General features: G+C 69.2%; 24 protein-coding genes and 1 tRNA gene. 9 read left to right on the top strand and 16 right to left on the bottom strand.

From position 1 onward, the window contains the following. The first annotated feature begins 7 nt into the window (after positions 1 to 7). A complete protein-coding gene (gene larB, locus GTZ93_RS21615; RefSeq protein ID WP_139923213.1) occupies positions 8 to 760 on the top strand; it encodes a nickel pincer cofactor biosynthesis protein LarB in 753 nt (250 codons plus the stop codon). Between the two features lie 6 nt (positions 761 to 766). Next, on the top strand, positions 767 to 1,933 hold the full coding sequence (gene larC, locus GTZ93_RS21610; protein WP_139923210.1) for a nickel pincer cofactor biosynthesis protein LarC: 1,167 nt from the start codon (positions 767 to 769) through the stop codon (positions 1,931 to 1,933). 15 nt (positions 1,934 to 1,948) lie between these two features. Here larC and GTZ93_RS21605 read toward each other — a convergent pair whose 3' ends face one another. The 6 genes from GTZ93_RS21605 to GTZ93_RS21580 form a co-directional block, all read right to left on the bottom strand. Next, positions 1,949 to 2,716, bottom strand: coding sequence for a VOC family protein (locus tag GTZ93_RS21605; protein WP_257979509.1), 768 nt, complete (start codon positions 2,714 to 2,716; stop codon positions 1,949 to 1,951). A 107-nt stretch (positions 2,717 to 2,823) separates the two neighbouring features. Next, entirely contained in the window at positions 2,824 to 4,524 is a 1,701-nt protein-coding gene (locus GTZ93_RS21600; RefSeq protein ID WP_261778718.1) for a DUF6311 domain-containing protein, read from the bottom strand. Between the two features lie 61 nt (positions 4,525 to 4,585). Beyond that, positions 4,586 to 5,860 carry a hypothetical protein gene (locus tag GTZ93_RS21595; protein ID WP_139924214.1) on the bottom strand — a complete coding sequence of 425 codons (1,275 nt, stop codon included), beginning with the start codon at positions 5,858 to 5,860 and terminating at the stop codon, positions 4,586 to 4,588. Between the two features lie 91 nt (positions 5,861 to 5,951). After that, positions 5,952 to 7,682: a caspase family protein gene (locus tag GTZ93_RS21590; RefSeq protein ID WP_161662959.1), complete on the bottom strand. Its 1,731-nt coding sequence runs from the start codon at positions 7,680 to 7,682 to the stop codon at positions 5,952 to 5,954. Next, on the bottom strand, positions 7,679 to 8,479 hold the full coding sequence (locus GTZ93_RS21585; RefSeq protein ID WP_120578204.1) for a hypothetical protein: 801 nt from the start codon (positions 8,477 to 8,479) through the stop codon (positions 7,679 to 7,681). The genes GTZ93_RS21590 and GTZ93_RS21585 overlap by 4 nt, the downstream gene beginning before the upstream one ends. Next, positions 8,476 to 9,174 (bottom strand): RNA polymerase sigma factor, encoded by a 699-nt coding sequence (locus GTZ93_RS21580; RefSeq protein WP_139919764.1) that lies wholly within the window; start codon positions 9,172 to 9,174, stop codon positions 8,476 to 8,478. The genes GTZ93_RS21585 and GTZ93_RS21580 overlap by 4 nt, the downstream gene beginning before the upstream one ends. A gap of 116 nt (positions 9,175 to 9,290) precedes the next feature. On the opposite strand from GTZ93_RS21580, the gene GTZ93_RS21575 reads away from it, so the two are divergent. Further along, a tRNA-Arg gene (locus GTZ93_RS21575) sits at positions 9,291 to 9,361 on the top strand. A gap of 160 nt (positions 9,362 to 9,521) precedes the next feature. Next, the gene (locus tag GTZ93_RS21570) at positions 9,522 to 11,090 is read left to right on the top strand and encodes a hypothetical protein (protein ID WP_139919763.1); all 1,569 of its coding nucleotides are present in this window, start codon (positions 9,522 to 9,524) and stop codon (positions 11,088 to 11,090) included. 9 nt (positions 11,091 to 11,099) lie between these two features. On the opposite strand, the gene GTZ93_RS21565 is transcribed toward GTZ93_RS21570, so the two are convergent. The 5 genes from GTZ93_RS21565 to GTZ93_RS21545 form a co-directional block, all read right to left on the bottom strand. Beyond that, positions 11,100 to 11,366, bottom strand: coding sequence for a hypothetical protein (locus tag GTZ93_RS21565; RefSeq protein WP_139919762.1), 267 nt, complete (start codon positions 11,364 to 11,366; stop codon positions 11,100 to 11,102). Between the two features lie 39 nt (positions 11,367 to 11,405). Continuing rightward, positions 11,406 to 13,166 carry a serine/threonine protein kinase gene (locus GTZ93_RS21560; RefSeq protein ID WP_161662958.1) on the bottom strand — a complete coding sequence of 587 codons (1,761 nt, stop codon included), beginning with the start codon at positions 13,164 to 13,166 and terminating at the stop codon, positions 11,406 to 11,408. Positions 13,167 to 13,327: 161 nt separating this feature from the next. Beyond that, positions 13,328 to 14,251 (bottom strand): DUF2381 family protein, encoded by a 924-nt coding sequence (locus GTZ93_RS21555; RefSeq protein ID WP_139919760.1) that lies wholly within the window; start codon positions 14,249 to 14,251, stop codon positions 13,328 to 13,330. A 135-nt stretch (positions 14,252 to 14,386) separates the two neighbouring features. Beyond that, positions 14,387 to 14,917, bottom strand: coding sequence for a hypothetical protein (locus tag GTZ93_RS21550; protein WP_257979298.1), 531 nt, complete (start codon positions 14,915 to 14,917; stop codon positions 14,387 to 14,389). A gap of 110 nt (positions 14,918 to 15,027) precedes the next feature. After that, positions 15,028 to 15,717: a hypothetical protein gene (locus tag GTZ93_RS21545; RefSeq protein WP_139919759.1), complete on the bottom strand. Its 690-nt coding sequence runs from the start codon at positions 15,715 to 15,717 to the stop codon at positions 15,028 to 15,030. Positions 15,718 to 15,930: 213 nt separating this feature from the next. On the opposite strand from GTZ93_RS21545, the gene GTZ93_RS21540 reads away from it, so the two are divergent. Next, positions 15,931 to 16,587: an outer membrane beta-barrel protein gene (locus tag GTZ93_RS21540; RefSeq protein WP_161662957.1), complete on the top strand. Its 657-nt coding sequence runs from the start codon at positions 15,931 to 15,933 to the stop codon at positions 16,585 to 16,587. A 17-nt stretch (positions 16,588 to 16,604) separates the two neighbouring features. Here GTZ93_RS21540 and GTZ93_RS21535 read toward each other — a convergent pair whose 3' ends face one another. Together GTZ93_RS21535 and GTZ93_RS42885 are read right to left on the bottom strand one after the other, a co-directional pair. Then, positions 16,605 to 17,174 carry a head protein gene (locus GTZ93_RS21535; protein WP_139919757.1) on the bottom strand — a complete coding sequence of 190 codons (570 nt, stop codon included), beginning with the start codon at positions 17,172 to 17,174 and terminating at the stop codon, positions 16,605 to 16,607. After that, positions 17,171 to 17,674, bottom strand: coding sequence for a hypothetical protein (locus GTZ93_RS42885; protein WP_257979297.1), 504 nt, complete (start codon positions 17,672 to 17,674; stop codon positions 17,171 to 17,173). The genes GTZ93_RS21535 and GTZ93_RS42885 overlap by 4 nt, the downstream gene beginning before the upstream one ends. A gap of 187 nt (positions 17,675 to 17,861) precedes the next feature. Between GTZ93_RS42885 and GTZ93_RS21525 the strand changes: the two genes are divergently transcribed. Beyond that, positions 17,862 to 18,050, top strand: coding sequence for a hypothetical protein (locus GTZ93_RS21525; RefSeq protein WP_139919756.1), 189 nt, complete (start codon positions 17,862 to 17,864; stop codon positions 18,048 to 18,050). A gap of 17 nt (positions 18,051 to 18,067) precedes the next feature. Here the strand turns inward: GTZ93_RS21525 and GTZ93_RS21520 are convergent, their stop codons facing one another. The 3 genes from GTZ93_RS21520 to GTZ93_RS42335 all read right to left on the bottom strand — a co-directional run bounded on the left by GTZ93_RS21520 (position 18,068) and on the right by GTZ93_RS42335 (position 21,652). Beyond that, positions 18,068 to 18,634 carry a head protein gene (locus GTZ93_RS21520; RefSeq protein WP_139919755.1) on the bottom strand — a complete coding sequence of 189 codons (567 nt, stop codon included), beginning with the start codon at positions 18,632 to 18,634 and terminating at the stop codon, positions 18,068 to 18,070. Continuing rightward, entirely contained in the window at positions 18,631 to 19,056 is a 426-nt protein-coding gene (locus tag GTZ93_RS42880; protein ID WP_257979296.1) for a hypothetical protein, read from the bottom strand. The genes GTZ93_RS21520 and GTZ93_RS42880 overlap by 4 nt, the downstream gene beginning before the upstream one ends. 256 nt (positions 19,057 to 19,312) lie before the next feature. Continuing rightward, a complete protein-coding gene (locus GTZ93_RS42335; protein ID WP_180946103.1) occupies positions 19,313 to 21,652 on the bottom strand; it encodes a lamin tail domain-containing protein in 2,340 nt (779 codons plus the stop codon). Positions 21,653 to 21,897: 245 nt separating this feature from the next. On the opposite strand from GTZ93_RS42335, the gene GTZ93_RS21505 reads away from it, so the two are divergent. From GTZ93_RS21505 to dnaK, 3 genes are all read left to right on the top strand, one after another. Further along, complete coding sequence (locus GTZ93_RS21505) at positions 21,898 to 22,413, top strand: transcriptional regulator (RefSeq protein ID WP_139919754.1); 516 nt, start codon at positions 21,898 to 21,900, stop codon at positions 22,411 to 22,413. A 92-nt stretch (positions 22,414 to 22,505) separates the two neighbouring features. After that, positions 22,506 to 23,396: a nucleotide exchange factor GrpE gene (gene grpE, locus GTZ93_RS21500; protein ID WP_390624886.1), complete on the top strand. Its 891-nt coding sequence runs from the start codon at positions 22,506 to 22,508 to the stop codon at positions 23,394 to 23,396. A gap of 2 nt (positions 23,397 to 23,398) precedes the next feature. Then, on the top strand, positions 23,399 to 25,228 hold the full coding sequence (dnaK, locus tag GTZ93_RS21495) for a molecular chaperone DnaK (protein WP_139919752.1): 1,830 nt from the start codon (positions 23,399 to 23,401) through the stop codon (positions 25,226 to 25,228). The last annotated feature ends 76 nt before the right edge of the window (positions 25,229 to 25,304 follow it).

The raw sequence follows: 25,304 nt of genomic DNA, 5'->3' as shown, positions 1-25,304 counted from the left end.
CTCGCCCATGGACGAGAAGGCGCTCAGGGCCCTGCTGGGCCAGGTGAAGACGGGCAAGGTCACCCTGGACGACGCGGTGGGCAAGCTGAAGGACCTGCCATACGCGGAGCTGGGCTACGCGACGGTGGACACGCACCGCAACCTGCGGTTCGGCTTCCCGGAGGTGGTGCTGGGCGAGCCCAAGACGGTGGAGCAGCTGCTGGGCATCGTCGGCGCGCTGGTGGAGCGCAAGCAGACGGTGCTGGTGACGCGGCTGCAGCCGGACAAGGCGGAGGCCCTGGTGGCCCGCTTCCCCAAGGGCCAGTACCACCCGGTGGCGCGCATCTTCCACCTGCCCCAGCGCAAGGTGAAGGCGGGCCGCGTCGCCATCGTGACGGGCGGCACCAGCGACATCCCCGTGGCGGAGGAGGCCGCGCTCACGGCGGAGGCCATGGGCGCGGACGTGCGGCGCGTCTACGACGTGGGCGTGGCGGGCATCCACCGGCTCCTGCGCCGGCGTGAGGAGATTCAAGAGTGCCACGTCGCCGTGGCGGTGGCGGGCATGGAGGGGGCGCTGGCGAGCGCGCTGGGTGGACTCGTGGGCATCCCGGTGGTGGCGGTGCCCACGTCGGTGGGCTACGGCGCGAACCTCGGGGGCATCTCCGCGCTGCTCTCGATGGTGAACTCGTGCGCCTCCAACGTGGCCACGATGAACATCGACAACGGGTTTGGCGGCGGCTTCTACGCGGCGCTCATCTCCCGCACCAAGGGACGGAGCTGACAGGCCATGCGGCGCATCCTCTACCTGGAGCCCGTGGGCGGCATCGCCGGGGACATGTTCCTGGCGGCGGGCATCGACCTGGGCGTGTCGCCGGACGCGATTGCGCAGGCGCTGTCCGGCCTCAACGTGCCGGGCTGGAAGCTGGCGGTGTCGCGCGCGGTTCGCCACGCCATCAGCGGCACGCACCTGGACGTGGTGCTGGACGCGAAGGAGGCGCACCCGCACCGCGCCTACGCGGACATCCGCCAGCTGATTGAAGCCGCGCCCACGCTGCCGGAGCGCGCGAAGGCGCGGGCCCTGGCGGTGTTCCGCGCCATCGGCGAGGCCGAGGCGAAGGTGCACGGCGTGTCCATCGACGAAATCCACTTCCATGAAGTGGGCGCGGTGGACTCCATCGTGGACATCTGCGGCGCCGCCGTGGTGCTGGAGCTGCTGGGCGACCCGGAGGTGCACGCCGCGCCGCCGCCGCTGGGCAGCGGCACCATCCGGGTGGCGCACGGCCAGATGCCCATCCCCGTGCCCGCGACGCTGGAGTTGCTGCGCGACGTACCCGTGCGCTTCGAGGGCGTGGGCGAGCTGACGACGCCCACGGGCGCCGCGCTGCTCAAGGTGCTGACGAAGATTGGCCACCCGCCGGACTTCATCGTGGAGAAGGTGGGCTACGGCGTGGGGACGAAGGACTTCCGCGACCGGCCCAACGTGCTGCGCGCGTCGCTGGGCCGCGTGGAGACGCAGGCCACCGAAGGGCTGTGGGTGGTGGAGGCGAACCTGGATGACGCCACGCCGCAGCTCCTGGCGCACCTGGTGGAGCGGCTGCTGGAGGTGGGCGCGAAGGACGCGTGGGTGGCCCCGGTGGTGATGAAGAAGGGCCGGCCGGCGCACCTGTTGGGCGCGCTGGTGGAGGGCGGCCTGCGCGAGGCGGTGGTGGACGTGCTGTTGCGTGAGTCCACGTCGCTGGGCGTGCGCTACCACCGGGTGGAGCGCCACGCGCTGGAGCGCGACTTCGTGGAGGTGGACACGCCCTGGGGCAAGGTCCGCGTGAAGCGCGGCCTGCGGGACGGCCGGGTGCTCAACGCGCACCCGGAGTTCGACGACTGCGTCCGGCTGGCCCGGGCCGCGGGCGTGCCGGTGAAGCAGGTGATGGCCGCCGCGATGGCGGCCCTCACGCCCTGAGGCTCGGGACGCTGACTAAGCCGGCTGCGCCAGGGTGATGACGCCGAAGGCCGCGCCGCCGGGGTCGGTGACGACGGCGATGCGGCCGTAGGGTGAGTCGAACGGCGGCATGATGACCTTGCCGCCCTTGGCGGTGACGGTGGCCGCGGCCTCGTCGGTGTTGGCCACGGAGAAGGTGACCCTCCAGTGGGGCGGCACCTCGGCGGGCGTCTTGTCGTCGAGCTGCATCACGCCGGCCGTCTCCCTGCCGTCCTTCTTCAGGACCCAGTACTGCATCCGCTCCTCTGGCATCTTGTCCGCCGTCATGCCGAAGAGGTCCTTGTAGAAGGCCACGGCCTTCGCGCCATCGCGCGTGTTGGCCTCGTGCCAGGTCATGGCGCCGGGCTCGTTCACCAGGCCCGCGCCATTGAACAGGTTCGGCTGCCAGAAGCCGAAGGCCGCGCCGGTGTTGTCCGCACAGAAGGCCATGCGCCCCGCCTGCATGACGTCCATGGGCTCCATCATCACCTTGCCGCCCAGCTCCTTCAGGCGGGCGACGGAGCGGCCCACGCTCTCCACGGCGAAGTAGGTGTTCCATGCCGGCGGGAACGGCGCGTCACTGGGGCGCGGCATCATCGCCGCCACGTGCTGGCCGTTCTTGCGGGCCATCGTGTAGTAGCCGTTCTCCTTGGACGTGGGGTCGAACGTCCAGCCGAACAGCGCTCCATAGAAGTCTTGGGCCTTCTCCAGGTCCCAGGCCGCCAGGTCCACCCAGGACACCGTCCCCGCAGCGTGCTTCGTCATCGCAGGCATCGTCGCTCCCCTCGCAGTTCGCCCGGAAGAACCCGGGCTACCTACAAGGTAACAGCGGATCAGAAGAGGACTGAAAGGATTTTCAGTGTCACCTTGCGTCAACGGCGGGGCTGACGCGCGAGCCCCTGCGCGAACGCATCCGTGTTGCTCCCCACCACGCACACCGGCAGGTCCTCCACGAGGCCACAGTTGGCGCCCGCGTCGAGGAAGGGCTGCACGTGCGGCGGCAGGACGACGTACGCGGTGCTCGCGTCCAGGCCACCCGTAGGCAGCTGCGCGCGGCACTCCGCCGCCAGTGCCTCCGGCGTGCGCGACGCGTAGCCGCTGTTGAACGTCAGCTTCAGCCGGTACGCCTGATACGCCAGCGCGTTCACCAGCGGTTCGTCATAGCGGCACACCCACTGCACCTGCGGCGGGAAGAGGGCCAGGTGTTGGTAGGGGCCCTTCAGCGCGTCCCACTCCGCGGACTTCAGGCGATGGAAGCGCACGGGCTTGAAGAGGGCGCTCTTGTCCTCGCGCACGTCGTACGCCTGGAGCGCCAGCGCCACCGCCAGCGCGCCCACGGCCACGGCGGGCACGCCACGCCACAGGCGCGCCACCAGCAGCACCGCGCCGACGACGAGCAGGTAGTGCAGCGGCCAGACAAAGCGACCGGAGGCGCGGAACGCGTTCGTCGCCTTCACCAGCGGCGCGTACAGCGAGCCCAGGTCCGCCACCGGCTGGCCCAGCCACGTCACGCGCGACGACAGCGCGTAGACGGCCATGAGCAGCACCACCACCGCCGCGGGCAGCACCCGGCGCCAGTCCAGCGTGCGCGCCTCCCGCCTGCGCGCGAACAGGCTCACGAAAGCCACGACGCCGAGCAGCAGCGCCCCCGCGCCCAGGTAGCCGAAGCCCTCGCCCTGCCGGGGCGCGGCGGGCAGGTCCGGCAGCAAGCGGCCCCAACCCATGGGGTTCACCAGCGTGGCCAGGTCCGCGGAGAACTCCCCGAAGCCCTCCGCGCCCAGCCCGCCGCCGCCGAAGTAGCCGAAGAGGGCGAACAGCCCCACGTCCAGCGCCGCGATGCCCGCGCACAGGGCCGCGACGCGCGCGGGGCCGAGTTTCCGGCTCCAGGCGAGCCGCACCCCGAGCGACAGCGTCAGCGGCATCAGCATGCCCACCCAGTACGGGTGGGTGCCTGACGCGATGGCGTTGAAGAGGGCCGCGAGGCCCAGGCTCCGCGTCGCGGTGCGCGCGTCCGGGATGTCCCGCAGGTTGAGCCACAGCAGGGCCAGCAGCAGCCAGTGCGCGCACAGCGTGGGGTGGCCGAAGCGCGCCGCCATCACCGGTGACAGCGCCAGCAGCGTGCCGCCCAGCACCATGGGCACCGGACGCGGAGACACCGTCTCCACCAGCCGCGCGCCGAAGTACCCCATCAGCGCGTAGCACAGGGCCAGCCACGGCCCGGTGTATTGGAAGTCCACGGGCAACAGCGGCGACAGGGGCTTGAAGAGCAGCGCCAGCCACGGGTTGCCGTCCGTGAGCGCCACCGACGAGCCGTACGGGTAGAAGTGGTTGGGCGCCGCGCCCAGGGGCAGCGTCCAGTCCGCGTTGCGGAAGAAGAGCCAGCCGAAGATGTGCGCGGCCCAGTCCTCGCGCATCATCCAGTCGATGCGCGTGGGCGGCAGCACCGGCCCGCCGCCCAGCCACAGGAACCAGCCCAGCCCGCCGAGCACCGCCAGCGCTCGCGCCACGACGAGGGCCCGGTGGGAGGTGGACGCGGCGGGCGGGGGACTCAGGGAGGGGGCGGACTCGCTCAAGGCGCGGCGACTGTAGGCGCCCGCTTCCGTGCCCCGCAACCGCGCGCTTCCCGCGCGGAGCTCACGGGCAGTAGCGCGCGTAGCGCAGGCCGCGCGTCGTCTGCACCGCGCCGCCGTCCGGCGGGTAGTAGTAGTGCACGTAGGAGAATCCCACCTGCACCTGGTCCTGGTCGTCCACGTGGACCGAGGAGGGGCCGGGAAACGCAGTCCCGCCGTCCAGTGACTCCAGGCCGAGCGGCGGTGTCGTGTCGACGGTGGACGTGCCGTTCAGCGTCTGCACGACCAGCTGGCTGGTGCTCGCTTTCATGTCCGCGTCGTCCAGCAGCGCGTAGCGGATGTCCGGGAGGAAGGCGCTCCGGGTCAATGCGGGGCCCCGGCTCTGGAAGGCTCCCAGCCCATACGACTTCCAGCCGGTGGCCTCCTTCACCCACAGCGAGGCCCCCAGACTGTCGGAGGCCAACAGGGAGGGCTGCCCCGTCGGGTCCACCTCCAGCGCGATGCGGAAGCGCGGCGAGTTGAGGAGAAGCCTCCACTCCAGCGGCTCGGCGGTCCACGTCCCCGACACGTTGCTCGCGTACACGACCTGGCTCTGGGTTCCGTACCAACGCACGAACACGAGGTGGACATGGCCGTTCGCATCCACGGCCATCCGCTCGATTCCGTCGGAGTTTCCGAGCGCCTCGATGGGCGACAGGCTCCATTCTCCCTTGGCGGAGCGGGTGCCGTACAGGTAGCCCACTTGAGGGGCGGGGCGGCGGAAGAGCACGTGCGGCACACCCTGGGCATCCAGCGCGATGGCGCCCGTCCAGCCCTCGGCCAGCACCCGGCTCTTCCAGGTGCCGTTCGCATCGCTTGCGTAGACGACATTGTTGCCCTGCTGGAACAGCACGTGGTGCGTGCCATCCGCGGCCACGTCCATGGTCACGTCATAGGCGGTCCACACGTCCCACACCCGCGTCGGCGCGTCGCCCGGCCGGGTGGTGCCGACATGGAGATTGGAGTTCTTCGAATAGGCGTAGTGGCCCACGCCCCGCGCGTCGAAGACGAACGTGGCGGTGAGCGCGTCGATACCCTCGTCCACCACCTGCGTCGTCCAGCCCGGCCCGGCGCCGCACACCCCACCATCCGTGCCCGCGTCGGGGAGCCCGCCGCCATCCTCGCCGGCGTCGGGGCGGGTCACCACGAGCTGCACGCAGGTGCCGGAGGCGCTCCGGGTCACCTGGCCCTGCCCGGGTTTGGAAACCCCATTCGTGCAGATGGGGTCGCAGCCAGCCAGCAGCACGGTGGCCACGGCGGCGCTCGACAGCGCGGTGTGCACGAAGAATGAACGGGACACGGAAGGACCGTCAGGGCTCGAGGTTGGCGCGGTGGGCGCGACGGCTGCGCACCCACGCACGGACACGGCCGGGCCCGACGGCCCGCGTCCGCTAGCGCCTCAGTGAGATTTCCAGGCCGTACTGCCCGTCCATGACGGTCTTGCCATTGGCGGTGACGCGATCCACGCCCACCTGGGCTGAAAGTCGCAGCGGCATTCCCGCGAACCGCCCCGTCACGCCCGCGGCCACGTGGCCGGTGAGCATCGCGGGGTCCGCCTGGCGGAAGCCCGGCGCCGTGAGGCCCAGCAGCCCCCAGCCCAGCCCCACCTCCGCGAACAGCGGCGTGTTCGCGGGACGCTCCAACCCCACCAGCCCCTCCACCGTGAAGCGGTGCAGCCGGATGCCGTCCTGGGCCGCGAGCGGCGTCACGCCATACGCCCCGCGCACGCCGTAGTAGAGCAGGTCCATGGAGGACGGCGTGCGCCACGACAGGCTGGGCCCGGCGGAGAACTTCGCCAGCCCCAACGGCGAGCGACCCGCGCCCAGGCCCAGCTCCAACCGCGATGTCCAGTCGGACGGAGACGCCACGGCCAGCGGGGAGCGCGCCCCGCCGATGACGGATGGCTGGAAGGGGTTGCTGAAGTCCACCGGCACCAGCCCCACGGCGGCGACGTACTCGTCGTAGAACGACCGGTCCAGCGGAACGGCGAACAGGCCCCGGCGGAGCGCCTCCTCCGCGGGACCTCTTTCCTGAAGCTCGCGCGGGCGCAATTCGGGCGTGCCCGAGGACAGCTGCGCCAGCGTGACGCGCGCCTCCGCGTTCGGCGCGCGCACCCAGTACACGTCGCGCGGCGGCAGCAGGATTTGCGTCCACTGCTGCGGCGAGCGCCGCACGTCCACCAGCCGCTGGCCGTCCGCGTCCTCCACGGAGAGGCGCGCGTACTCGAAGCCGGCGGGGAAGGTGACGCGGGGCCCTTCGGGAGCGGGGCCCACCAGCGGGCGGCGGGGCTCCGCGGTGGGCGCGAAGGCGTTGACGGACAGGCGCGCGGGCATGCCCTTCACGCCATGCAGCGAGGCGGCCACGAACGCGGCCAGCTCGCTGTACTCCACCTGTCCGTCGCCGTTGATGTCCGCGCCGCCCAGGAGGCCGGAGCGGGCCACGTGGCTGAAGACGCCCGCGCGGATGCGGGACCACTCGTGCGTCTCGCCGTCCTCGCTCTCCGCGAAGAGGGCGCCCACGTGGGGACGCGACGCCAGTTGCTCGCGCGCGAGCACTCCGCGCAGCTCCGCCAGCACCGCCGCGTCCGGCGTCCCGCCTCGGCTGCCCACCACGCCGGAGGCGCGGCACGCATCCGCGATGACGTGCACGTAGTCCGCGCCCAGCGGATCCACGACCTCCGAATAGAGGCTGCTCCGGTCCAGGCGCGCATCGGCGAGCGTGAAGTAGGCGCGGCCCGCGTCGTCCGTGTTGCCGTGGCCCACGTAGACGATGATCACGTCCGTCTGGCGTCCCGCCGCGCGGTCCGCGAGCGTCGCCGCCTGCAGCCGCTTCACGGCCTGCTCCACCGCGGCGCGCGTGGGGGCCTGCGCGGACTTCAGCACCAGGCTGCCGCCCTTGCGCGTGGGCTCGTCCGGGTCGACGAGCAGCGTGGTCTCCACGCCCAGCCGCTTGAGCGTCTCCGCCCACAGCACGCCGTCGTCATCCGCGTAGCGCAGTGGCGCGAGCGCCGGGTCGTCACTGCCGTTGTGGGCGATGACGAGCGCGCGCCGCACGGTGTCCGCGAATGCCTCCGGCGCCGCCATCAGCAGCGTTGCCCCCAGGAGGACTTCCAGCTTTTTCATGGAGAATCCTTTACCCGGACCTCCTGCCTGAGCACCACCACCCCCGCTGTCGTCCCGCTGCGCAGGGCTGACAGGGTTGCGTCCGGGTGCTCTGAGAACGTGGCGGTGACCTCCGCCATATCGGAGCCCGCGGGCAGCGCGACCGTCAGCTCCAGGGGGCGCTCCTCGCCGGCCTTGCCGCTGAGCGGGAAGGGGCCGTTGACCTCTTCGTGGCCGCCGGCGCGCACGCGCACCGCGACGTGGGTGTAGGGCGGACGGGCCCCCGCCGCGAAGGCCAGCGTGGCGCCCGGGGTGCACGCGGCCCCAGCGCGCAGCTCGTGCAGCGACTGGCCGGGCTTCGCGCAGAAGACGCGCAGGACGGCCTGGGCCACTGGCGCAGAGGGTGGAGCCGGGTCATGCACGGCCCCCCGGACGCTGAACTCGGGTTCGGTGGGCTCGATGGAGGCGGTGGGGCCGAAGGACGAGGGGGTCACCATCACCGCGAGGAACAGGGCCGCCAGCGTGGCGCCGAGCACCGCGAGGGTGGGCCACCGCGCGGGGGCGGCGTCCGGGGGCGAGGCGGCGTTGAGGGCGGCTTCGAGTCCCGCGGCGGTGAGGGTCTCCAGCTCCGTGGAGGTGGGGGCGTCCGTCTGGCCGGACTCGAGGACGCGGTGGGCGCGGGCCCACTTGTCGTAGCGGGCGCCGCAGCGGGCGCAGGCGTGGGCGTGACGTAGGAGCCGCGAGGATTCGGGGGCGGACAGCTCCCCCAGGGACCAGCGCGTCAGTCCCGCGTCCACATGTCGCTCGTACCACTTCATGGGAGGCTCCCGAATGGGATGGCGCACAGCAGGGCCAGGGTGGCGAGCAGGGCGCCCAATTGCAGGCCCCCCGGGACGGTGTCGCTGTCCAGCCAGCCCGAGTCCTTCAGGTGTTCGGTGAACTGCAACCGCAAGCGGCGTTCGCGCACCCGCACCTCGCCGCGGGTGAGCTTCAGCTGGTCGGCGGCGGACTCCTGGGACAGGCCGTCCATGAAGCGCAGCTGGGCCAGGGCGCGCCCTTCGGCGGGCAGGGCCTCCAGGAAGTGGCGCACGATGGAGCGGACCTCTGCGCCCAGGGCCTCTTCTTCCGGGCTCTTGCTCTCGGTGGGCGCATGGGTGAGCTCCGGAGCGTCATCCAGGGGGATGGCCTCCCGGGCCACGCGGCCGGAGGCGCGCATCAAGTCGATGGCGGTGGAGCGCGCGACGGTGAGGAGGAAGCCCAGGTAGGGGCGCACGCCGTCGTAGGCCTGGCGCATGTGGGGGCGGAAGGCCCGAACGAAGGTCTCTTGATGGGCGGCGTCCAGGTCCAGCGGCGTGAGCGCGATGGAGCGGGTGCCGGTCTCCGAGTGGACGGAGAAGCGCCGGGACAGGTAGCGCAGCACTTCGGGTGAATAGGTGCGGTAGACCTGGGTGAGCACGGCGGTGTCACCCCGGCGGAAGGCCTCCAAGACTGACCGCTCGGTTCCTGGCAGCACGCGGAATGCTCCGTCTCATGGAGGCGCCCGGCCGGGCCCCTTCTGGAAATGAGATACGAAATGACCCCGAAATTCGGGTCGTCCCCACACGCACGGCGCGCGTTTTATTGAGCCCGGGCCCGGAAGTCGTTGCGAAACCGGCGTTGGCCTCCGGAGCCAAAGGTCGCGGGTTCGAATCCTGCATTGAGCGCGGGGGAGGTTCGCGGAAGCAGGGGAGGCGGAAGCCGTCACCCTGTCCGCGGACAAAAAAATGGAGGCCGCGACCCACGGGGATGAACGACTCCCGCTGGGTGACGGCCTCCGAATAGAGAGCGGTCTAGCGACCTGCTCGAAAAGTAAGGCGCTCGGTGCTCGAAATCAAGGACAGCTCACAGCGGGTGGCGGCACGTCTCTTGGAGTTCTTCTCGGCTCGCACCGCCTGGTTCCGTGGACTCTGGGAGGTGGGAACGGTGCTCAGCCTCCGCGAGCTGTTGGAGGCGGTGGAGGCCGTCCCGGAGGGCGTCCTCTCCGACAAAGCGGTCGAGTGGCTGGCGAATGAATTGTCTCGGACCCTGGGGCCGGATGAAGGCATCGCCCCCCAGTCTCGGAGCCTGTTGCAGCGTCTGCTGGGCTCGCCGTTGAGACCTCGCTCCGGCGAGCTGCCCGCGGTGCACCGTCTCACGGAAGAGATTGATGCGTCGTACCTGACGCGCTGGGCCGGACAGCTCGCGCGGGGCATTCCGGTGAAACCGGAGCGGGTGGCCCGTGCCGTGGCGTCTCATCTCCTGGATGCAGGGTTCAGCCCCGACTTCCTCCATCGCTGGCTGACCTACCGGCTCATCCATTCCACGCAGACCTACCGCCTTTCGGAGTTGCTGGAGGACGCCCATGCCCTGGCTCGCACGCCACCTTCGTGCTTCCAGGTCCTCCTGACCGTGCACAACGCGCTGGGCCTCCAGGGGCCTCCACCGCGCGAATGGTGTGACGCGCCCACGGTTTCGAAATGGTTCCTCGCGAATGGATTCGACGCTGCCCATGTACGGCAGAGCGGAGGATGGTTGCTGACGGTTCACGCCCGCGATGCCTTCGCCGCGGCGGAGCGGGCCGCGGAGACGGTGGAGAAGCTGTTCGCCCGGCTTCTCATTGGAACAGGCCATCCGATGCGGCACGGGGAGCACGCGTACGTCGAAGGCATCCAGCAGCCGCTACCGCTCCGTCGGCATCGACGGGTCGAGGTGCGCAGCCTGGAGCGTCAGGACCAGCTCTTCGCGTCCGGGCCGCCCAGCCGTGTCGACGCGGCGTTCGAGTTGCTGGGTCAGCTGGATGCGCCCGCCGTGGTCGCGGTGGCCGCTGGCTGGGCCTCCATCGAAGCGTTGCTGGTCGCGCCCGAGGACGGTCAGAAATCACCTGCGGGTGACCGGTTGGCTTCCCTGGTGGCGTGCTCGTTTCCCAGGGCGGAGCTGACGTTGCTGGCCTCCCTTCAAATCAGAGGCAGCGTCAGTCCTCCGCGAGAGCAACTCCTGCGGTGCGCGAGCAATCACGAACGCGCATCCGTGATGGGCGAGGCCATCCTGCAGGCCCATCCGCTCACCTGGGCAGAGCCAGTCTGGAGTCACCGGGCGGCGGTCGCACGCATGGAGGGAGTGCTCAAGGACCCTCGCAAGAAGCTGAAGGACGTAGAGGGCTATGCGGTGCGGGCATTCCGTCGGCTCTATCGCCAGCGCAACCTGGTGCTGCACGGTGGGCAGACGAACGCAGTGGCCCTCCGCGCCAGCTTGCGGACGGCGGCGCCATTGATTGGCGCGGGCATCGACCGCATCGCGCATGCCTGGTTCCGCCATGGCGTTCAGCCGCTCGAACTGGCGGTGAAGGCTCGTCACAGGCTGGAGTTGCTGGAATCCAAGGAGCCCCTGGCGGTCCTGGACCTGCTGGAGTAGCGCGGGCGCTCACGCGGGGCCATCCAGCGCTTCACCTGTCCACCATCCCGGAGAGGTCTCCTTCCAACGGAGCGTGGAGGGGCGGCCGAAGAGTTCCACCAGCGTCTGCTCCATCCGGGCTCGGGCCTCCTCGAACGAAGTGGAGGGAGTGCTGCCGAGCAGCCTCCCATCCGTGACGCCTTCCTGGGTGTAGACGGCGTAGCGCCAGCCCTCGGTGGGCTTGGGATGGTAGAGCACGACGGAGCGGAGCGCTTCGTTCGCCAGGATGTGGCTCATCCCTCGGGTCTTACTTCAGGCGCATGACCGTAAGGGCCGCTACGGGAACGCGTCCACCACGGTGTAGCCCGCGGTCCGGGGAAGGAGCGCGGCACCGGGCTTGGAGCCCGTCTCCAGCGGCCAGAAGCCATCGTCATTCCCGAGGACGAAGCAGACCGGGTAGGTGCGGCCGTCAGGCGTCTCCGCTCGTGTGTAGCGGCCCATGACGCGTTCGCCCCCTGTCCACAGCCGTCCGTAGAGCAGGGTCCCCTCCGGGAGATCGCCGCGTTTTTCCTTCTGGACGCTGACGATGTCTCCGTCGTGCACGGCGAGCATTTCGGCATCCGGACGGAAGGGATAGCGGATGTCGACCGTGATGGCTGCCTTTGCATCCCGTCGCAGCTTCAACGCCTTCATCGCCTCCAGCGCTTCCGTGGGACAGCGCTGGGGCTTGGGCACCACCTGCGCACCCGAGCAGGCAATGAGGGTTGTCGCCGCACCGACAGCCAACGTGCATCCGCGTGACAGCGAACGTCCGCGGACAGGTGGGTCCTGCTTCAAGGGAATGCTCATGGTGTCCTTCTCCGGCTGGAGCGGCGCAGGGGAAGGAGGGGCCGCTCCGGACGCGGCAGCTTGGTCGGGCCCAGGCGTCCGCGCCACGGGAGGCAGGGAAGGGGGAACTGGCGTATCGGCGCCGGACCTTGCAAAGAGTCCCAGGCTCCAGCCCAGCCAGACCATGGCCAGCACGCATACGAATCCCACGGCCCCCTGCCGCCCCAGGGCCCGCAGCGTCTGTCGGCGGCGCACTGTGCTCGCGCCGAGGATGTCCTGGGCCTCCATCCGGGCGACATGGCGCGGAAACCGGCGACGCAGCTCGCGTTCTTCGCGAAGGCGTTGAATCCGGTCCAGGCGCTGGAGGCGTGCATGCTGGAGCGGCACCTCCTGACCCGGTGCCACCGGCCCCGCCATCCCGGGCGACGCCTGCGTCGTGCGTGAGGAATCAGAGGGAGGTGTGGCCCAGTCGAACAGGGGTTGGTCCCACGTTGCATCCGCATGGGCCAGGACCTGATGCAGTTCGGAGGCCAGGGCGGAGGCGCTGGGAGGCCGCGTTTCGGGCGCGAATGCGAGCAGGCGGGTGACGAGTGAAGCCAGCGCCTCCGGCACCAGCGGGTTGGGCCATGCGCGTTCGGCTTCTTCTCCCTCCAGCGGGAGCGCCGGATAGCTGTCGGTCAGCAATCGATGGAAGGTGACGCCCAAGGCGTACAGTTCATCTGTCACGCCGTAGCGAGGGCACTCCTGCGACGGCACCGCCATCCGCCAGCGGTGGAGCTGGGGGCTCAAGTAGTGAGCCGTGCCAGGAGGAAGCTGGCCTGTTCCGGTCAGGGGCTTTGCTTCGGGATGCCAGCCCGCACCCCAATCCAACAGGGTGAGCCGTCCAGCGGGCCGGACGCGGAGGTTGTCGCCTTTGACGTCGCGATGCAGGACACCGTGCTGGTGCGCGAAGGCCAGGATCTCCACGGCCTGGATGAGCAATGCGCTCACCTCGCGGGCCGTGGGGTTGCGCGCGCGGGCCCACTCATAGAGCGACTCGCCGTCCACGTGCTCCATCACCAGGAACGGATGGTTCCCGGAGCCCGGTCTCCATGCCCCGGCCTCCACGAAGCGAGGCACTCCCGGATGACGCAGTCGGGACAGCACCTCCGCTTCGCGTGAGAACCAGGGGCTGTCGGGCTGCCGCGCCAGCTTCAGGGCGTACCGCCTGCCGCGAGGACGGTGCTTCGCCTGAACGACGTAGACCGTGCCGTACCCGCCTGAAGCCACGCGTTGGAGGACGCGCCAGGGCCCGATGAGTGTGCCTGGAGGAAGCGCATCCACCATCAGCAGCAACGAAGGTCGGGCAAGGCCATGGGCTATCTGAGCGGGCTGTGTGGATGCGTGATGCTCAGGCCCGGCCTGTTCGCCGGGCGTTGCCTCATGCGGGCTCATGGCGTCACCTGTTCCCAGCGGACGCCGCGTTCGCCCTTTGCGTCCAGCAACTCCAGTGTGAAGGACGTGCCAGCGGGCAGGTCCGGAAGCGCGGGCCACTCCACCACCACGGTGGCTTGCTCCCCAGGCGCCAGCTGCTTCACGTGCATGAGCAGAGGGAACTCACGGGCCGGTAGTGCGTTGGGCCCGCGCGGTGTCATCCGGGCGAAGCCCGGTATCCAAGGAGCGCTCCCTACGGCGTTGATCAGCGAGGTCGACAGGGCACGGGTGTTCTCCGTGCGGTAGAGCACATGAGGGCTCTCAGCGGTCATTCCTGGGCTCGAGGAAGGCTTCAGGAGGTAGGTCACCGCGACACCTTCACGAGTGACATCCCCCATCAACACCGTGCCGCCCAGTCCACGCAGTGCGCACTGCGCACGCAGCGTCGCGAGCCCCGCCTCGGTGACCGCGCACCTGGCCCGCAGGTCCGCGAGTTCCTTCCCCAAATCCTGCGCGGTGCGCCCCTGCCGGAACACCTCCACCTGTGAATCCACCTCCGCCGCCACGGTCGTGAGCACGAAGCCCACCTGTGCTGGAGCACCGGGTCCCGCGAAGCGCACGGTGAACACGGGCTCCTTGCCAGCGGGGATGTCCATGGACGCCTTGAGGACGAGGACGTCCTCATGCACCGTCACACGGGAGAAGAAGGGCGCGAGCACGCTCCGGTCCACGGACTCCGGAACGATGGGCGCATCGAAGGTGACGGTGGTCACCTCATGGGCCGCGACATGCAGCGGATGAAGCACCGGAGGATCCTCCGAGCGCAACGTGAGCTGCCGGGCCTTGCGTTCCATGACCACGGGAGTGCGGGACTGCGCCACCGCCGTGGTGCCCATCAGGACCGTCAGCACCAGGGGAATGAGCGAAGTGGACAGCGACATCACAGGTCACCTCCATCCTTCAAACCTAACAGATAGGGGTGACACGCATGAGAGTCCACGGGCCTGAGAGGCCTTTGGCTGCGGCGGCTGGACAAGGAGAACCCAGCCTACCTCAAGGATTGCGTGGGGGAAGGCCTACTCGGCCTTCGAATTTTCGGCTGGAGGTGCTTCGCGAAGCGGAGCCTGCTCCTCGGTGGGCGGAGCAGGGCTGTCAGCGAGGACCTCTGCTGCGTCGGGCTGCACTTCCATGGGGACGTCGGGGGTGCGCGGGGCCTTCGCTACCACTTCGCCTTGGGGGGTGACAGCGTAGACCTGCCACCAGTCGAGGACCCGGCCATTGGGACCACCACACCGGCTAAAGCGCTGTTCCACGGCGACGTAGTACAGGCCGATGGTTGGTCCGGTGAAGACCGCGACATCAAGACCCTGCTCCGGGCTCGCGCAGCCATGGAAGAGCTGTGGATGGGGATTGGTCCGGACCACTTCCCGCAGCGCGCCTGCCGCAGCCACCGCGGCACCTGCTTCGGTGAAGGGGAGGACGGAGGTCGAGGAACGTTCATCCGGCCACTGCACCTCTCCCGTCCATGAGGGCTCGTGCCGAACGCATCCGCCAATCAATGCGATGAGCCCTGAGAGCAGGAGTGCCTTGCGCAGGGTGACGTTCACTCGTTCAGGAGCCGCAGGGGTCCGGGGCGGCACTGGGGCGCACTGCTGAAGGGGGCCAGTCGAGGCCGTCCAAACCTGTCCGACTGTCGGACAGGTTCGTGTGGATGCAGCTAAGACCGCCGGCCCGTCTTCCGCGCGAAGAACTCGCGGTTGAACGTCGCCACGCCCCACATGCGAGGGTCGTCCGGGAAGCCCTCCTTCGCCAGGGACTCGTCGCTCTGTTCCGCCAGCCAGCGGATGAACTCGTCCCGCGACGCGAAGGTCCGCTCCGGCCTGGCGTCTCCCTGGATGTACCGCAGCCCCTGAGCGTACGTGCCATCCCCGGACCGCCACAGCGCGCGGGACACACCCTCGCGCGGGTCGACGGTGATGGACAGGTCCGCCCCCGCGTCCAACAGCTCCGCCACCCGCTGCGCCAGTGCGCGACCGTAGTGCCGCGAATCGAAGTGGGCTTCCGCGCGGGCCTGCACCTTCGCGTCATGCTCCCGCGTTACCGCGTCCATCATCTGGATGCGCGGCGCCGCGTGCGCGTCGCAGACGATGGCCAGCGCGATGTCCCCCAGTCCAGGCGCGGACGCGTGATGCCACCGCATCAGCCCCTGCACCTGGGCGCGCGGCGCCTCCGGCAGCGAACCGAACGTCAGCGCTCCGTCCGGCGCCGTGAAGATCAACGTCTCATCCATGATCTCCCCTTGATGCTTCAACGAAGCGGACAGCTCGATGCGGGCCAGCCCACGGGCTTCGCGCTCGGCGCGCAGCCAGCGGACGATGTCGGAGTCTTCGGTCGGGGGGAATGACATGGCTTGCTCCAGGACTCTGGCACGGCGTGGACCTGCCATGAGCTGAAACGAAAGACTGACATTCCTGTCGCGCTTCAGTGCTGTTCCAACACCCCGCGACGTGCGAAGCCCGGGGGCCCGCATCCTGTGAACCCTGGCCGTGGGCTTGCAATGCGTTGCGCCGCCAACACCCAACCCACGCCGTCGGAAGGCGGCCCCTTCACCCTGGACGACATGACTGCTCGACACTTCATCGCATCGCTGGCGCTGACCTCCTGCCTGGGCGCGTTGCCGGCGGCGGCGCAGGAACCCTCGAACTCCGGGCTCGCGCTGGGCGTGCGCGGCGCCTTTGGCATCCCCGTGGGCGACGCCGGCACCGACCTCTCGCTGAAGGACACGTTCGGCAGCACCGTGGCGCCGCAGGTGGACGTCTCCTATTTCTTCAACCGGCAGCTCTCGCTGGGCGCCTATTTCCAGTACGGCATCGGCTCCGGTCCCGGTGACGAGTGCGCGGACGGCGCGGACTGCAAGAGCAAGGTCCTGCGCTTCGGCATCGACCTGGACTACCACTTCCGGCCGGCCGGCTTCGTCTCGCCGTGGGTGGGCGTGGGCGTGGGCTATGAGATCGGCTCGCTGGAAGTGGGCGAAGGCTCCAACAGCGCCTGGTTCAAGCTCGAGGGCTATGACCTGGGCCACGCCCACTTCGGCGTGGACCTCCAGCTCACCCGCTCCATCGCGGTGGGGCCGTACATCTCCGCGTCGGTGGGGCAGTACAACAAGGGCGCGATCCGCCTGGGCGATGCCGCGGAGATCAGCAACGACCTCTCCGATGACGAGAAGCAGATCCACGTCTGGATCCAGCCGGGCGTGCGCGTCCAGTTCCGGCTGTAGCCCTCACCGTGCCGCCCTCACGGCTCCTGGGATGGAGGCGTGGGGGCGGGCAGGGGATAGAGGACGCGGTAGTCGATGCGGTGGTGGTAGGCGGCCAGATACGGCGCCCCCGCGACGTCGATGACCACCTGTTGGGGCGGCGTGGGTTGTTGGTTCATCCACGCCTCCGCCTCCTCCTTCGTGGCGAAGGACAGGCCCGAAGGCTTGAGCCGTTCATCCGCCATGGCCTGGAGGTAGAAGTCCAACGTTTCTGCCCGGACCAGGTGGGTTCTTCCCGTGGCTGGAACGAACATGGCGGTGTAGTAATCGTCCCCAATCAGCACGGCTGCAACATGGACCGGCCACCTCCGAGCGGCCATGGCCGCCTCCGCCTCCGCCTTCGTGGCGAACCGGCCGATGACAAGGGGCGGGGCACCGGCATGGAGGCTCTGGACGTATTCCTCGAGTGCGTTGTCCTGGCCTGTCGAACAGATGAACTGGATGGCATTCGCGGCGATGCGAATCGCCTCCTCGCTGCCGGGCGTCTGGGGTGCGTCATCGAGCAAGATCAGCCCGAGCACCTCCAACTGGTCAAATAGTTTGGTCACGGCACGGTCTCCGCCAGTGGAAGTCCGACTGCTCCTTCGGTTGCCATGAGAAGTGCGGGTGCCAGTACAACGAGTCCCGCACCCGCGGAGACAACAACGAAGGCAACACCCGCGATGACGACGACAGCGCCAACCAGAAGAGACTTCCGGTTCCGGCTTGCCCAGTCCAACAGTTCTTCGGTTGAGGATACTTTCTGGGGCTGGAGTTGTTCCAGCTTGATGCAGTCCTGGTAGGGCGGCAGGCACTGGTCGTTGCAATAGGCTTCCTTGCCACCGTCGCCGCGTGGCACGCGGAAATGGCCGAACCACTTGGGGAGTGGGCGGCCTTTGCACTGCCGCATGCACTCCAGGTGCTCCGCGTCACAGTCCCGCACGGAGCGCGCGGTCCGCACGATGCGCCGACCCTCGGGAGCCCTCACGTAACTGGCGAGGTCGAAGTCCCCCGCCGCGCGCCACTCCTGGGTGAAGCTCCCATCCGGGGTCTCATGCAGGAGCAGCACCTGGCCGGGAAGCTCCTTCCGCGAAGGCGGAGCCACGGCCCCACGCGCCCCACCGCAGGCCGCGAGCCACAGGCAGAGCGCCACGGCCGTGACGCTCCTCCCCACGTGAATCCAGACGTGCATCCTCCCACCCAAGCAGAACCCCAGGTGGAAGTCATGTCAGCGCGAAGCGCTTCAGAACGCGGGGTTGATCGCCTTCCGGCCTGGGGGCGCGTCGTTCGCGGTGGGGCCCTACATCTCCGCGTCGGTGGGGCAGTACAACAAGGGGGCGATCCGCTTGGGCAATGCCGCGGAAATCAGCGACGACCTTTCCGATGATGAAAAGCAGATCCACGTCTGGATCCAGCCGGGCGTGCGCGTGCAGTTCCGGCTGTAGTCCTCACCGTGCCGCCCTCACGGCTCCTGGGATGGAGGCGTGGGGGCGGGCAGGGGATAGAGGACGCGGTAGTCGATGCGGTGGTGGTAGGCGGCCAGATACGGCGCCCCCGCGATGTCGATGACCACCTGTTGGGGCGGCGTGTGTTGTTGGTTCATCCACGCCTCCGCCTCCTCCTTCGTGGCGAAGGACAGGCCCGAAGGCCGGCGCCGCTCATCCGCCATCTCCTGGAGGTAATGCTCCATGAAGGGGGGCATGAAGATCAGATGGGTTCGCCCCGTGGCTGGAACGAACATGGCGGAGTAGTAGTCGTCTCCAATCAGCACGCGTGCCGAGTCGATTGGGGGCTTCCGCGCGTTCATCGCGGCTTCCGCCTCCTCTCGGGTCTTGAACCGGGCGATGACCAACGGAGGCGCGGAGGCCTCCTGGCTTTGGACATATGCTTCAAACTCGGTGCCCTGCCCGGTGCCCAGGATGAAGTAGATGGCGTCCATCGCGAAGAGGAAGGCCTGCTTCTCCTCCGCGGAGGTGCTCTCCGAGTAGTGCCGTCCCAGCACCTCCAACTTGTCGAAGAAGTGCATCATGGTGCGCACTCCACCAGGTGTTGTGCTGGGGCCACGGATGACGTTGTGAGAAGCAGTGCGGGCGCGAGCACGATGAGCCCCACGCCCGCTGAGACGACGACAAACACGACCCCTGCGATGACCACCACGCTGCCCACCAGGATGGCGCGTTGGTTGCGCCGGGCCCATTCGGAGACAGCATCCAGTGAGGAAAGCTCCTGGGGCCGGAGCTTCTCGAGATCGATGCAGTCCTGGTAGGGCTGTTTGCACCGGCCGACGCAGTACGCTTCCTTGCCTCCAAGCCCGGGCCGTTTCGTGATGTGACTGAAGTCGCTCGACAATGGCCGGCTCATGCATTCCAGGATGCACTCGCGGTTCTCCGCATCACAATCCCGCACGGAGCGCGCGGTCCGCACGATGCGCCGGCCTTCGGGGGCATTCACGTAGGGGGGCGAGGTCGAAGTCCCTCGCCGGCCGCCACTCCTGGGCGAAGCTCCCATCCGGGGCCTCCCTCAGGAGCAGCACCCGCCAGGGAAGCTCCTCCCGCGAAGGCGGAGCCACGGCCCCACGCGTCCCACCGCAGGCCGCGAGCCACAGGCAGAGCGCCACGGCCGTGACGCTCCTCCCCACGTGAATCCAGACGTGCATCCTCCCACCCAAGCAGAACCCCAGGTGGAAGTCAGCTCACCGCGAAGCGCTTCAGAACGCGGTGTTGTTCGCCTTTTTGCCCGGGGTCGAGGAGTAATAGAAAAGGCTGTAGCCCTGGACCCAGGTCCCCGTGGGGCTCAGGTCCGGGCTCCGGTTGAACGAATAGCCAGAGTCCACCGGCACGCTGGCGCTCTGGTACGAGTGGCTGTCCTGCACCGTCCCGTCCGGGCGCACCAGGTACACGATGTCGCCCGCGCCGCCCTGGTTCACGCCCCGGTCGAACCGCAATCCGTAGCCGTTGTTGTTCGCGTACGTCGCGTACTGCGCCCCCACCGGCACCGCGGAGAACCCCGAATACACCACGTAGGCCTTGCGCGCCGGCAGCACTGTGCCAGACACGAACGTGTGCCGCGCCGCCTCCAGGCCCGAGTACGACTTCGCGTCGTGGATCATCCAGCCGCTCAGGTCCACCGACGTCGTCCCGGAGTTGTAGATCTCCACGAACTGCTGGTCGTAATCCGGCGTCCCCGACGAACCATTGAATGGCTGCGCCAGGTACTCGTTGATGAACACCTGCGGCACCGGCCGCGTCAGCGTGAACGCGCCGTCGCTCACGTCCGCCACGTCCGCGCGCGCCGCGTCCGCCACCCGCACCCGCACGAGCGTGGAGGACTCGCTCGGCACCGTCCACGCGTAGCGGCCCGTGGACGCCGTCAGGCCTGACGCCACGGAACGCCACACCGTCCCGTCCAGCGTGTACGTGATGTTCACCTGCGACACGTTGCTGGACGTCCAGGTGATGTTGAACGTCTGGCCCGCATTCAGCGTCTCACCGCCGTTGGGCGCGGTGACCTTCACGCTCCCCGACTGCGCCGCCGAGCCGAAGTTGAAATTGCTGAAGATGGGGTAGTGGTCCGACGTGGTGCTCTTGTAGCTGACGATGCTTGGCTTGAGCACCTTCGTGGAGTTCGCCACGTGGTACGCCGCCAGCTCGTTCGTCGCCAGCTGATGGTCGATGAACTGGCTGTTGCTCACCGTCGAGCGCTCGCCGGACTCCGACAGCGGCTGGGTGAGGAACTTGTAGCGCGCGGCATCATTCACCAGGTTCAGGTACGGCGACTCGTAGGGCGTGTAGATGGACGCGTCCACGTCGTCGTTCCAGTCGCCCAGCACCATCACGTTCTGCGTCGGCAGGTTCGTGTCGAGATAGTCCTTGAGGCACATCGCCGCGCCCTTGCGCCGCAGGTATGAATCCGAGTCCGCGTACGCCTTCATGTGCAGCACCATCACCGTGAGGTCCACCGGCGAGGAGCCCCGGAGCACCTTCAGGTCCACGCGCAGCGGCGGCCGGTACGCGAAGTCCTGCGCGCAGTCCGTCAGCACGACGTTCGAGCTCACCAGCTGCACCGTGCTCGTCTTGTAGAGCAGGCCCACCTTCTGGGCCGTGGGGCCGTACCAGCCATCACCCGCGAGCAGGCCGCTGTAGCCGCTGAGGTTCGCCGTCAGCGAGTTGAACGCGTCCACGCCGACGATCTCCGCCACGCCCAGCACGTCCGGCCCCGCGTCCGCGATGACCGCGGTCGCGTTGGCCAGCTGCAGCGCCTCGTCCGAGGGGCCCTCGGCCGTGGAGCCGAACCACTCGATGTTCCAGTTGCCCACCTTCAACGGCACCGCCGTCGGCTGCGTCCCGCCATCCGTCTTCGTCCCGCCGTCCGTGCCGCCATCCGTCTTCGTGCCGCCATCCGTCACCGGGCCGCCGTCGGGCAGCTCGCCGGTCGACGTGGTCAGGGGCAGCTGGATGACCGCCTCCGCGTGGGCGCCGTTGGCGTCCTCCACCCGCACCGTGAACTCATACAGCGCCGGGCCCTGCGGCGTGCCGGTCAGCACCCCGTCCTCCGTCAGCGTCAGGCCGTCCGGAATCGCTCCGCCCGCCTGCGACCAGGTCAGCGGCGGCGCCCCGCCCGTGGAGCTGAAGGTGAAGGTGTAGAGGCTTCCCTCCTTCGTGGAGGGCAGCGGCGACGCCGTGGTGATGACCGGCGCCGGCCACACTCGCAACGCATAGCCTCGCGTGTGCTGGGCGCCCTTCGCGTCGCGCACCACCACCGTCATCGACCACTCGCCGGCCGTCGTCGCTGGGCCCACCAGCCGCCCGCTGTCTCCATAGAAGGAGAAGCCCGGCGGCACCTGGTCCACCGAATACGTGAGCGGCGCCGTGCCGCCCGTCGCCGTCAGCACCTTCTCGTAGGCCACCCCCACCGTGGCCGCCGTCAGCGTCACCTGGGGCAGCACGGGCCCCGTGGACTCCGGTTCGTTGGAGCCACAGGCGACCAGCGCGAGCAGGGACGTGAGAACGACGAGCGAGGACAGCGCTCGGAAGGACCGGGACGGCATATGGGAACACTCCAGCACCGGGCCCGCCCCAACGCGGCCTTCCCGGAAGAGGGCACGCACCTTAACGTGTCTGCCATCCGACTGTCGCGCGCGCCCCCGCTTGCACCCCGGCGGAGCCCCTGACGCACTGCCACACGGCAATCAGTGGCGCGCTCCGCCGTCCTACACGGACAGCGCGGAAGGCTTTGCGCGCGGTCCACACGTGCAGTTGGATGGGTTCGAGCAGACGACGGAGGAGACGCGTCATGGCCGAGAAGTGGGACAGGCAGTTGATGGACTTCCTCAAGCGCACCGGTGAAGACCTCAAGCGCACCACGGACGACCTCCGCGGCGAGGCCGAGCGCCTCCTCAAGGAAGTGAAGGACCCGGAGAAGCAGGCCAAGGTGAAGGAAGGCCTCGTGCAGCTGCGCACCTGGGCCGCCGCCACCACCAAGACCGCCGCGGAGAAGATCGAGACCGCCGTGCGCCGCGTGGAGACCTCCGTCGAGGAGGCCTTCAAGCCCGGCTCCACCACCGGCACCGCCTCCGCGCCCGACGCCGAAGCCAAGGCCGCCAAGACGGCCAAGGCCGCCCCGGAGGAGGAGGCCGCCCCCAGCCGCCCGGCCCGCGCCAAGGGCTCCGGCGCGTCCAAGGGCGGCAGCAAATCCATCGGGCGCAAGAAGACCGCGAGCGCTCCCGCCGCCGCCAAGGGCGCCCGGGCCCCGAAGAAACCAGCTTCCAAGAAAACGTTGGGCCGCAAGAAACCCGCGCCCGGGGCGTGAAGTTCCGCTGCCCATGAAGTCGCGCCTGCCCGCACGCTGGGCATGCGCGACCGCCCCGGGTCCTGTTGGATCGCTCAGCGTCGCGTGAGATAGTGCGCGCCGTGTCGGGTACCAAAGACAAGGACAGCATCCAGACGGACATCGGGCAGGACGTGATCGACGAGGCGGTTCGCAGCGTCGAGCGTCGGATGGACGGAGACGCGGACAGTGCGGGCTCGGAGACGGAGGTGGAGCTGGACGTCTCCGCCCCGGCCGCCGAGGCGGACGTCTCCACCCCCGAAGTCGCTCCCCCCACCGAGGACGCGGCCGCGCTCCGCCAGGAGGTGGAGTCGCTGCGCGCGCAGCTGGAGTTCAGCCAGACGAAGGCCCGCGAGACGCTGGAGCGCCTGAAGGAGGCGCACGAGCGCGCCAAGGACTTCCAGGACCGGGCCATCCGCTCCGCCGCGGACCTGGAGAACTACCGCAAGCGCGCGCAGAAGGAGAAGGAGGACGTCCAGAAGTTCGGCGTGGAGAAGCTCCTCAAGGACCTGCTCCCCGTGGTGGACAACATGGACCGCGCGCTCGACGCCGCCAGCAAGTCCCCCGACTTCGACAGCTTCCAGAAGGGCGTGGCCATGACGCGCAAGTCCTTCGAGGACTCGCTCGGCCGCCACGGTGTGAAGGGCTTCTCCGCCAAGGGCCAGCCCTTCGACCCGCGCCTGCACGAAGCCATCCAGCAGGTGGAGTCCGCGGACGTCCCGGCGGGCCACGTGCTCTTTGAAGTGACGCGTGGCTTCCATCTCAACGACCGCCTGGTGCGTCCCGCCATGGTCGTCGTCGCCCGCGCGCCAGAAGTCGTCGCGGCGCCGGAGCCCGTTGCCGCGGCGCCGGAAGCCGCCGCGCCCGCGGCCGGCACGGAAGCACCGAAGGCGTCTGAAGAAGGCAAGAGCGCGGAGCCCCAGACTTCCGCGCCGTCCGACAGTTCCTCCGGGGGGAGTCAGTAGTCATGGCGAAGGTGATTGGAATCGACCTGGGCACCACCAACTCCTGCGTCGCCGTGATGGAAGGCGGCGAGCCGGTGGTCATCCCCAACAGCGAAGGCAGCCGCACCACGCCCTCCATGGTGGGCTTCACCGACTCCGGTGAACGCCTGGTGGGCCAGATTGCCAAGCGGCAGGCCATCACCAACCCGGAGAACACGGTCTTCGCGGCCAAGCGCCTCATCGGCCGCAAGTTCGACTCGCCGGAGGCGAAGAAGGCCATTGGCGTCTCCTCCTTCAAGGTGGCGTCCAGCCCCAACGGCGACGCGTGGGTTGAAATCCGGGGCAAGGGCTACAGCCCGCCGGAAGTCAGCGCCATCGTGCTGATGAAGATGAAGCAGACGGCGGAGGACTACCTCGGCGAGCCCGTCACCGAGGCCGTCATCACCGTCCCCGCCTACTTCAACGACAGCCAGCGCCAGGCGACGAAGGACGCGGGCCGCATCGCGGGCTTGAGCGTGCTGCGCATCATCAACGAGCCCACGGCCGCGGCGCTCGCGTACGGCCTGGACAAGGTGAAGGACGCCACCACGGAGCGCGTCGCCGTCTACGACCTGGGCGGCGGCACGTTCGATATCTCCATCCTGGAGCTCACCGCCGGCGTGTTCGAGGTCAAGAGCACCAACGGCGACACGTTCCTGGGTGGCGAGGACTTCGACCAGCGCCTCATCGACTACCTGGCCAAGCGCTTCGCGGAGCAGAACAACGGCCTGGACCTGCGCAAGGACCGCATGGCGCTCCAGCGCCTGAAGGAAGCGGCGGAGCGCGCCAAGCACGAGCTGTCCAGCGCCCCGGAGACGGAGGTCAACCTCCCGTTCATCACCGCGGACGCGTCTGGCCCCAAGCACCTCACGGAGACCGTGGACCGGTCCACCTTCGAGGCCCTGGTCGCGGACCTCATCGACCGCTCCATCGAGCCGTGCCGCATCGCGCTCAAGGACGCGGGCCTCACCGCGCAGGCCATCAACCAGGTCCTCCTGGTGGGCGGCATGACGCGCATGCCGCGCGTGCAGCAGAAGGTGAAGGAGTTCTTCGGCAAGGAGCCCCACAAGGGCATCAACCCGGATGAAGTCGTCGCCGTGGGCGCCGCCATCCAGGGCGGCGTGCTCAAGGGCGAGGTGAAGGACGTCCTCCTGCTGGACGTCACGCCGCTGTCCCTGGGCGTGGAGACCGCGGGCGGCGTCTTCACGAAGATCATCGACAAGAACACCACCATCCCCTGCAAGAAGGGCCAGGTGTTCTCCACCGCGGTGGACAACCAGCCGCTCGTGTCCGTGCACGTCCTCCAGGGCGAGCGCGAGATGGCGGCGGACAACAAGACGCTGGCGCGCTTCGAGCTGGTCGGCATCCCGCCCGCGCCGCGCGGCGTGCCGCAGATTGAAGTGTCCTTCGACATCGACGCGAACGGCATCGTGCACGTGAGCGCGCGCGACCTGGGCACCGGCAAGCAGCAGCAGGTGCGCGTGGTGGGCAACTCCGGCCTGTCCGAAGCCGAAATCCAGGGGATGATCAACGACGCCCAGTCGCACTCCGCGGACGACAAGAAGAAGAAAGAGCTGGCGGAGCTGCGCAACAACGCGGACGGGCTCATCTACACCACGGAGAAGAGCCTGGAGGAGTACGCCAACCTCCTGTCGGAGAAGGACCGCGGCGAAATCCAGACGGACCTGGAGCGCCTGCGCTCCGTGCTCAACACCTCCGACGCCGGTGCCTTGAAGGAGGCCTTCCAGCGGCTGGAGGGCAGCGCGTACCGCATCGCGGACGCCATTTACACGGACCAGGCCAAGTCCGGCTGATGCCTCACCCCGGGCGTGGGCCGGGCGGTGCAATCGCCCGGTCCCCTCGTTCGTAGGCCGGGGGTCCGCCTCTCTT

This window comes from Corallococcus exiguus (assembly GCF_009909105.1).
GTDB classification, from domain to species: Bacteria; Myxococcota; Myxococcia; order Myxococcales; family Myxococcaceae; genus Corallococcus; species Corallococcus exiguus.
The sequence above is the reverse complement of the archived record's forward strand: the minus strand, read 5'-3'. Positions and strand labels throughout refer to the sequence as shown.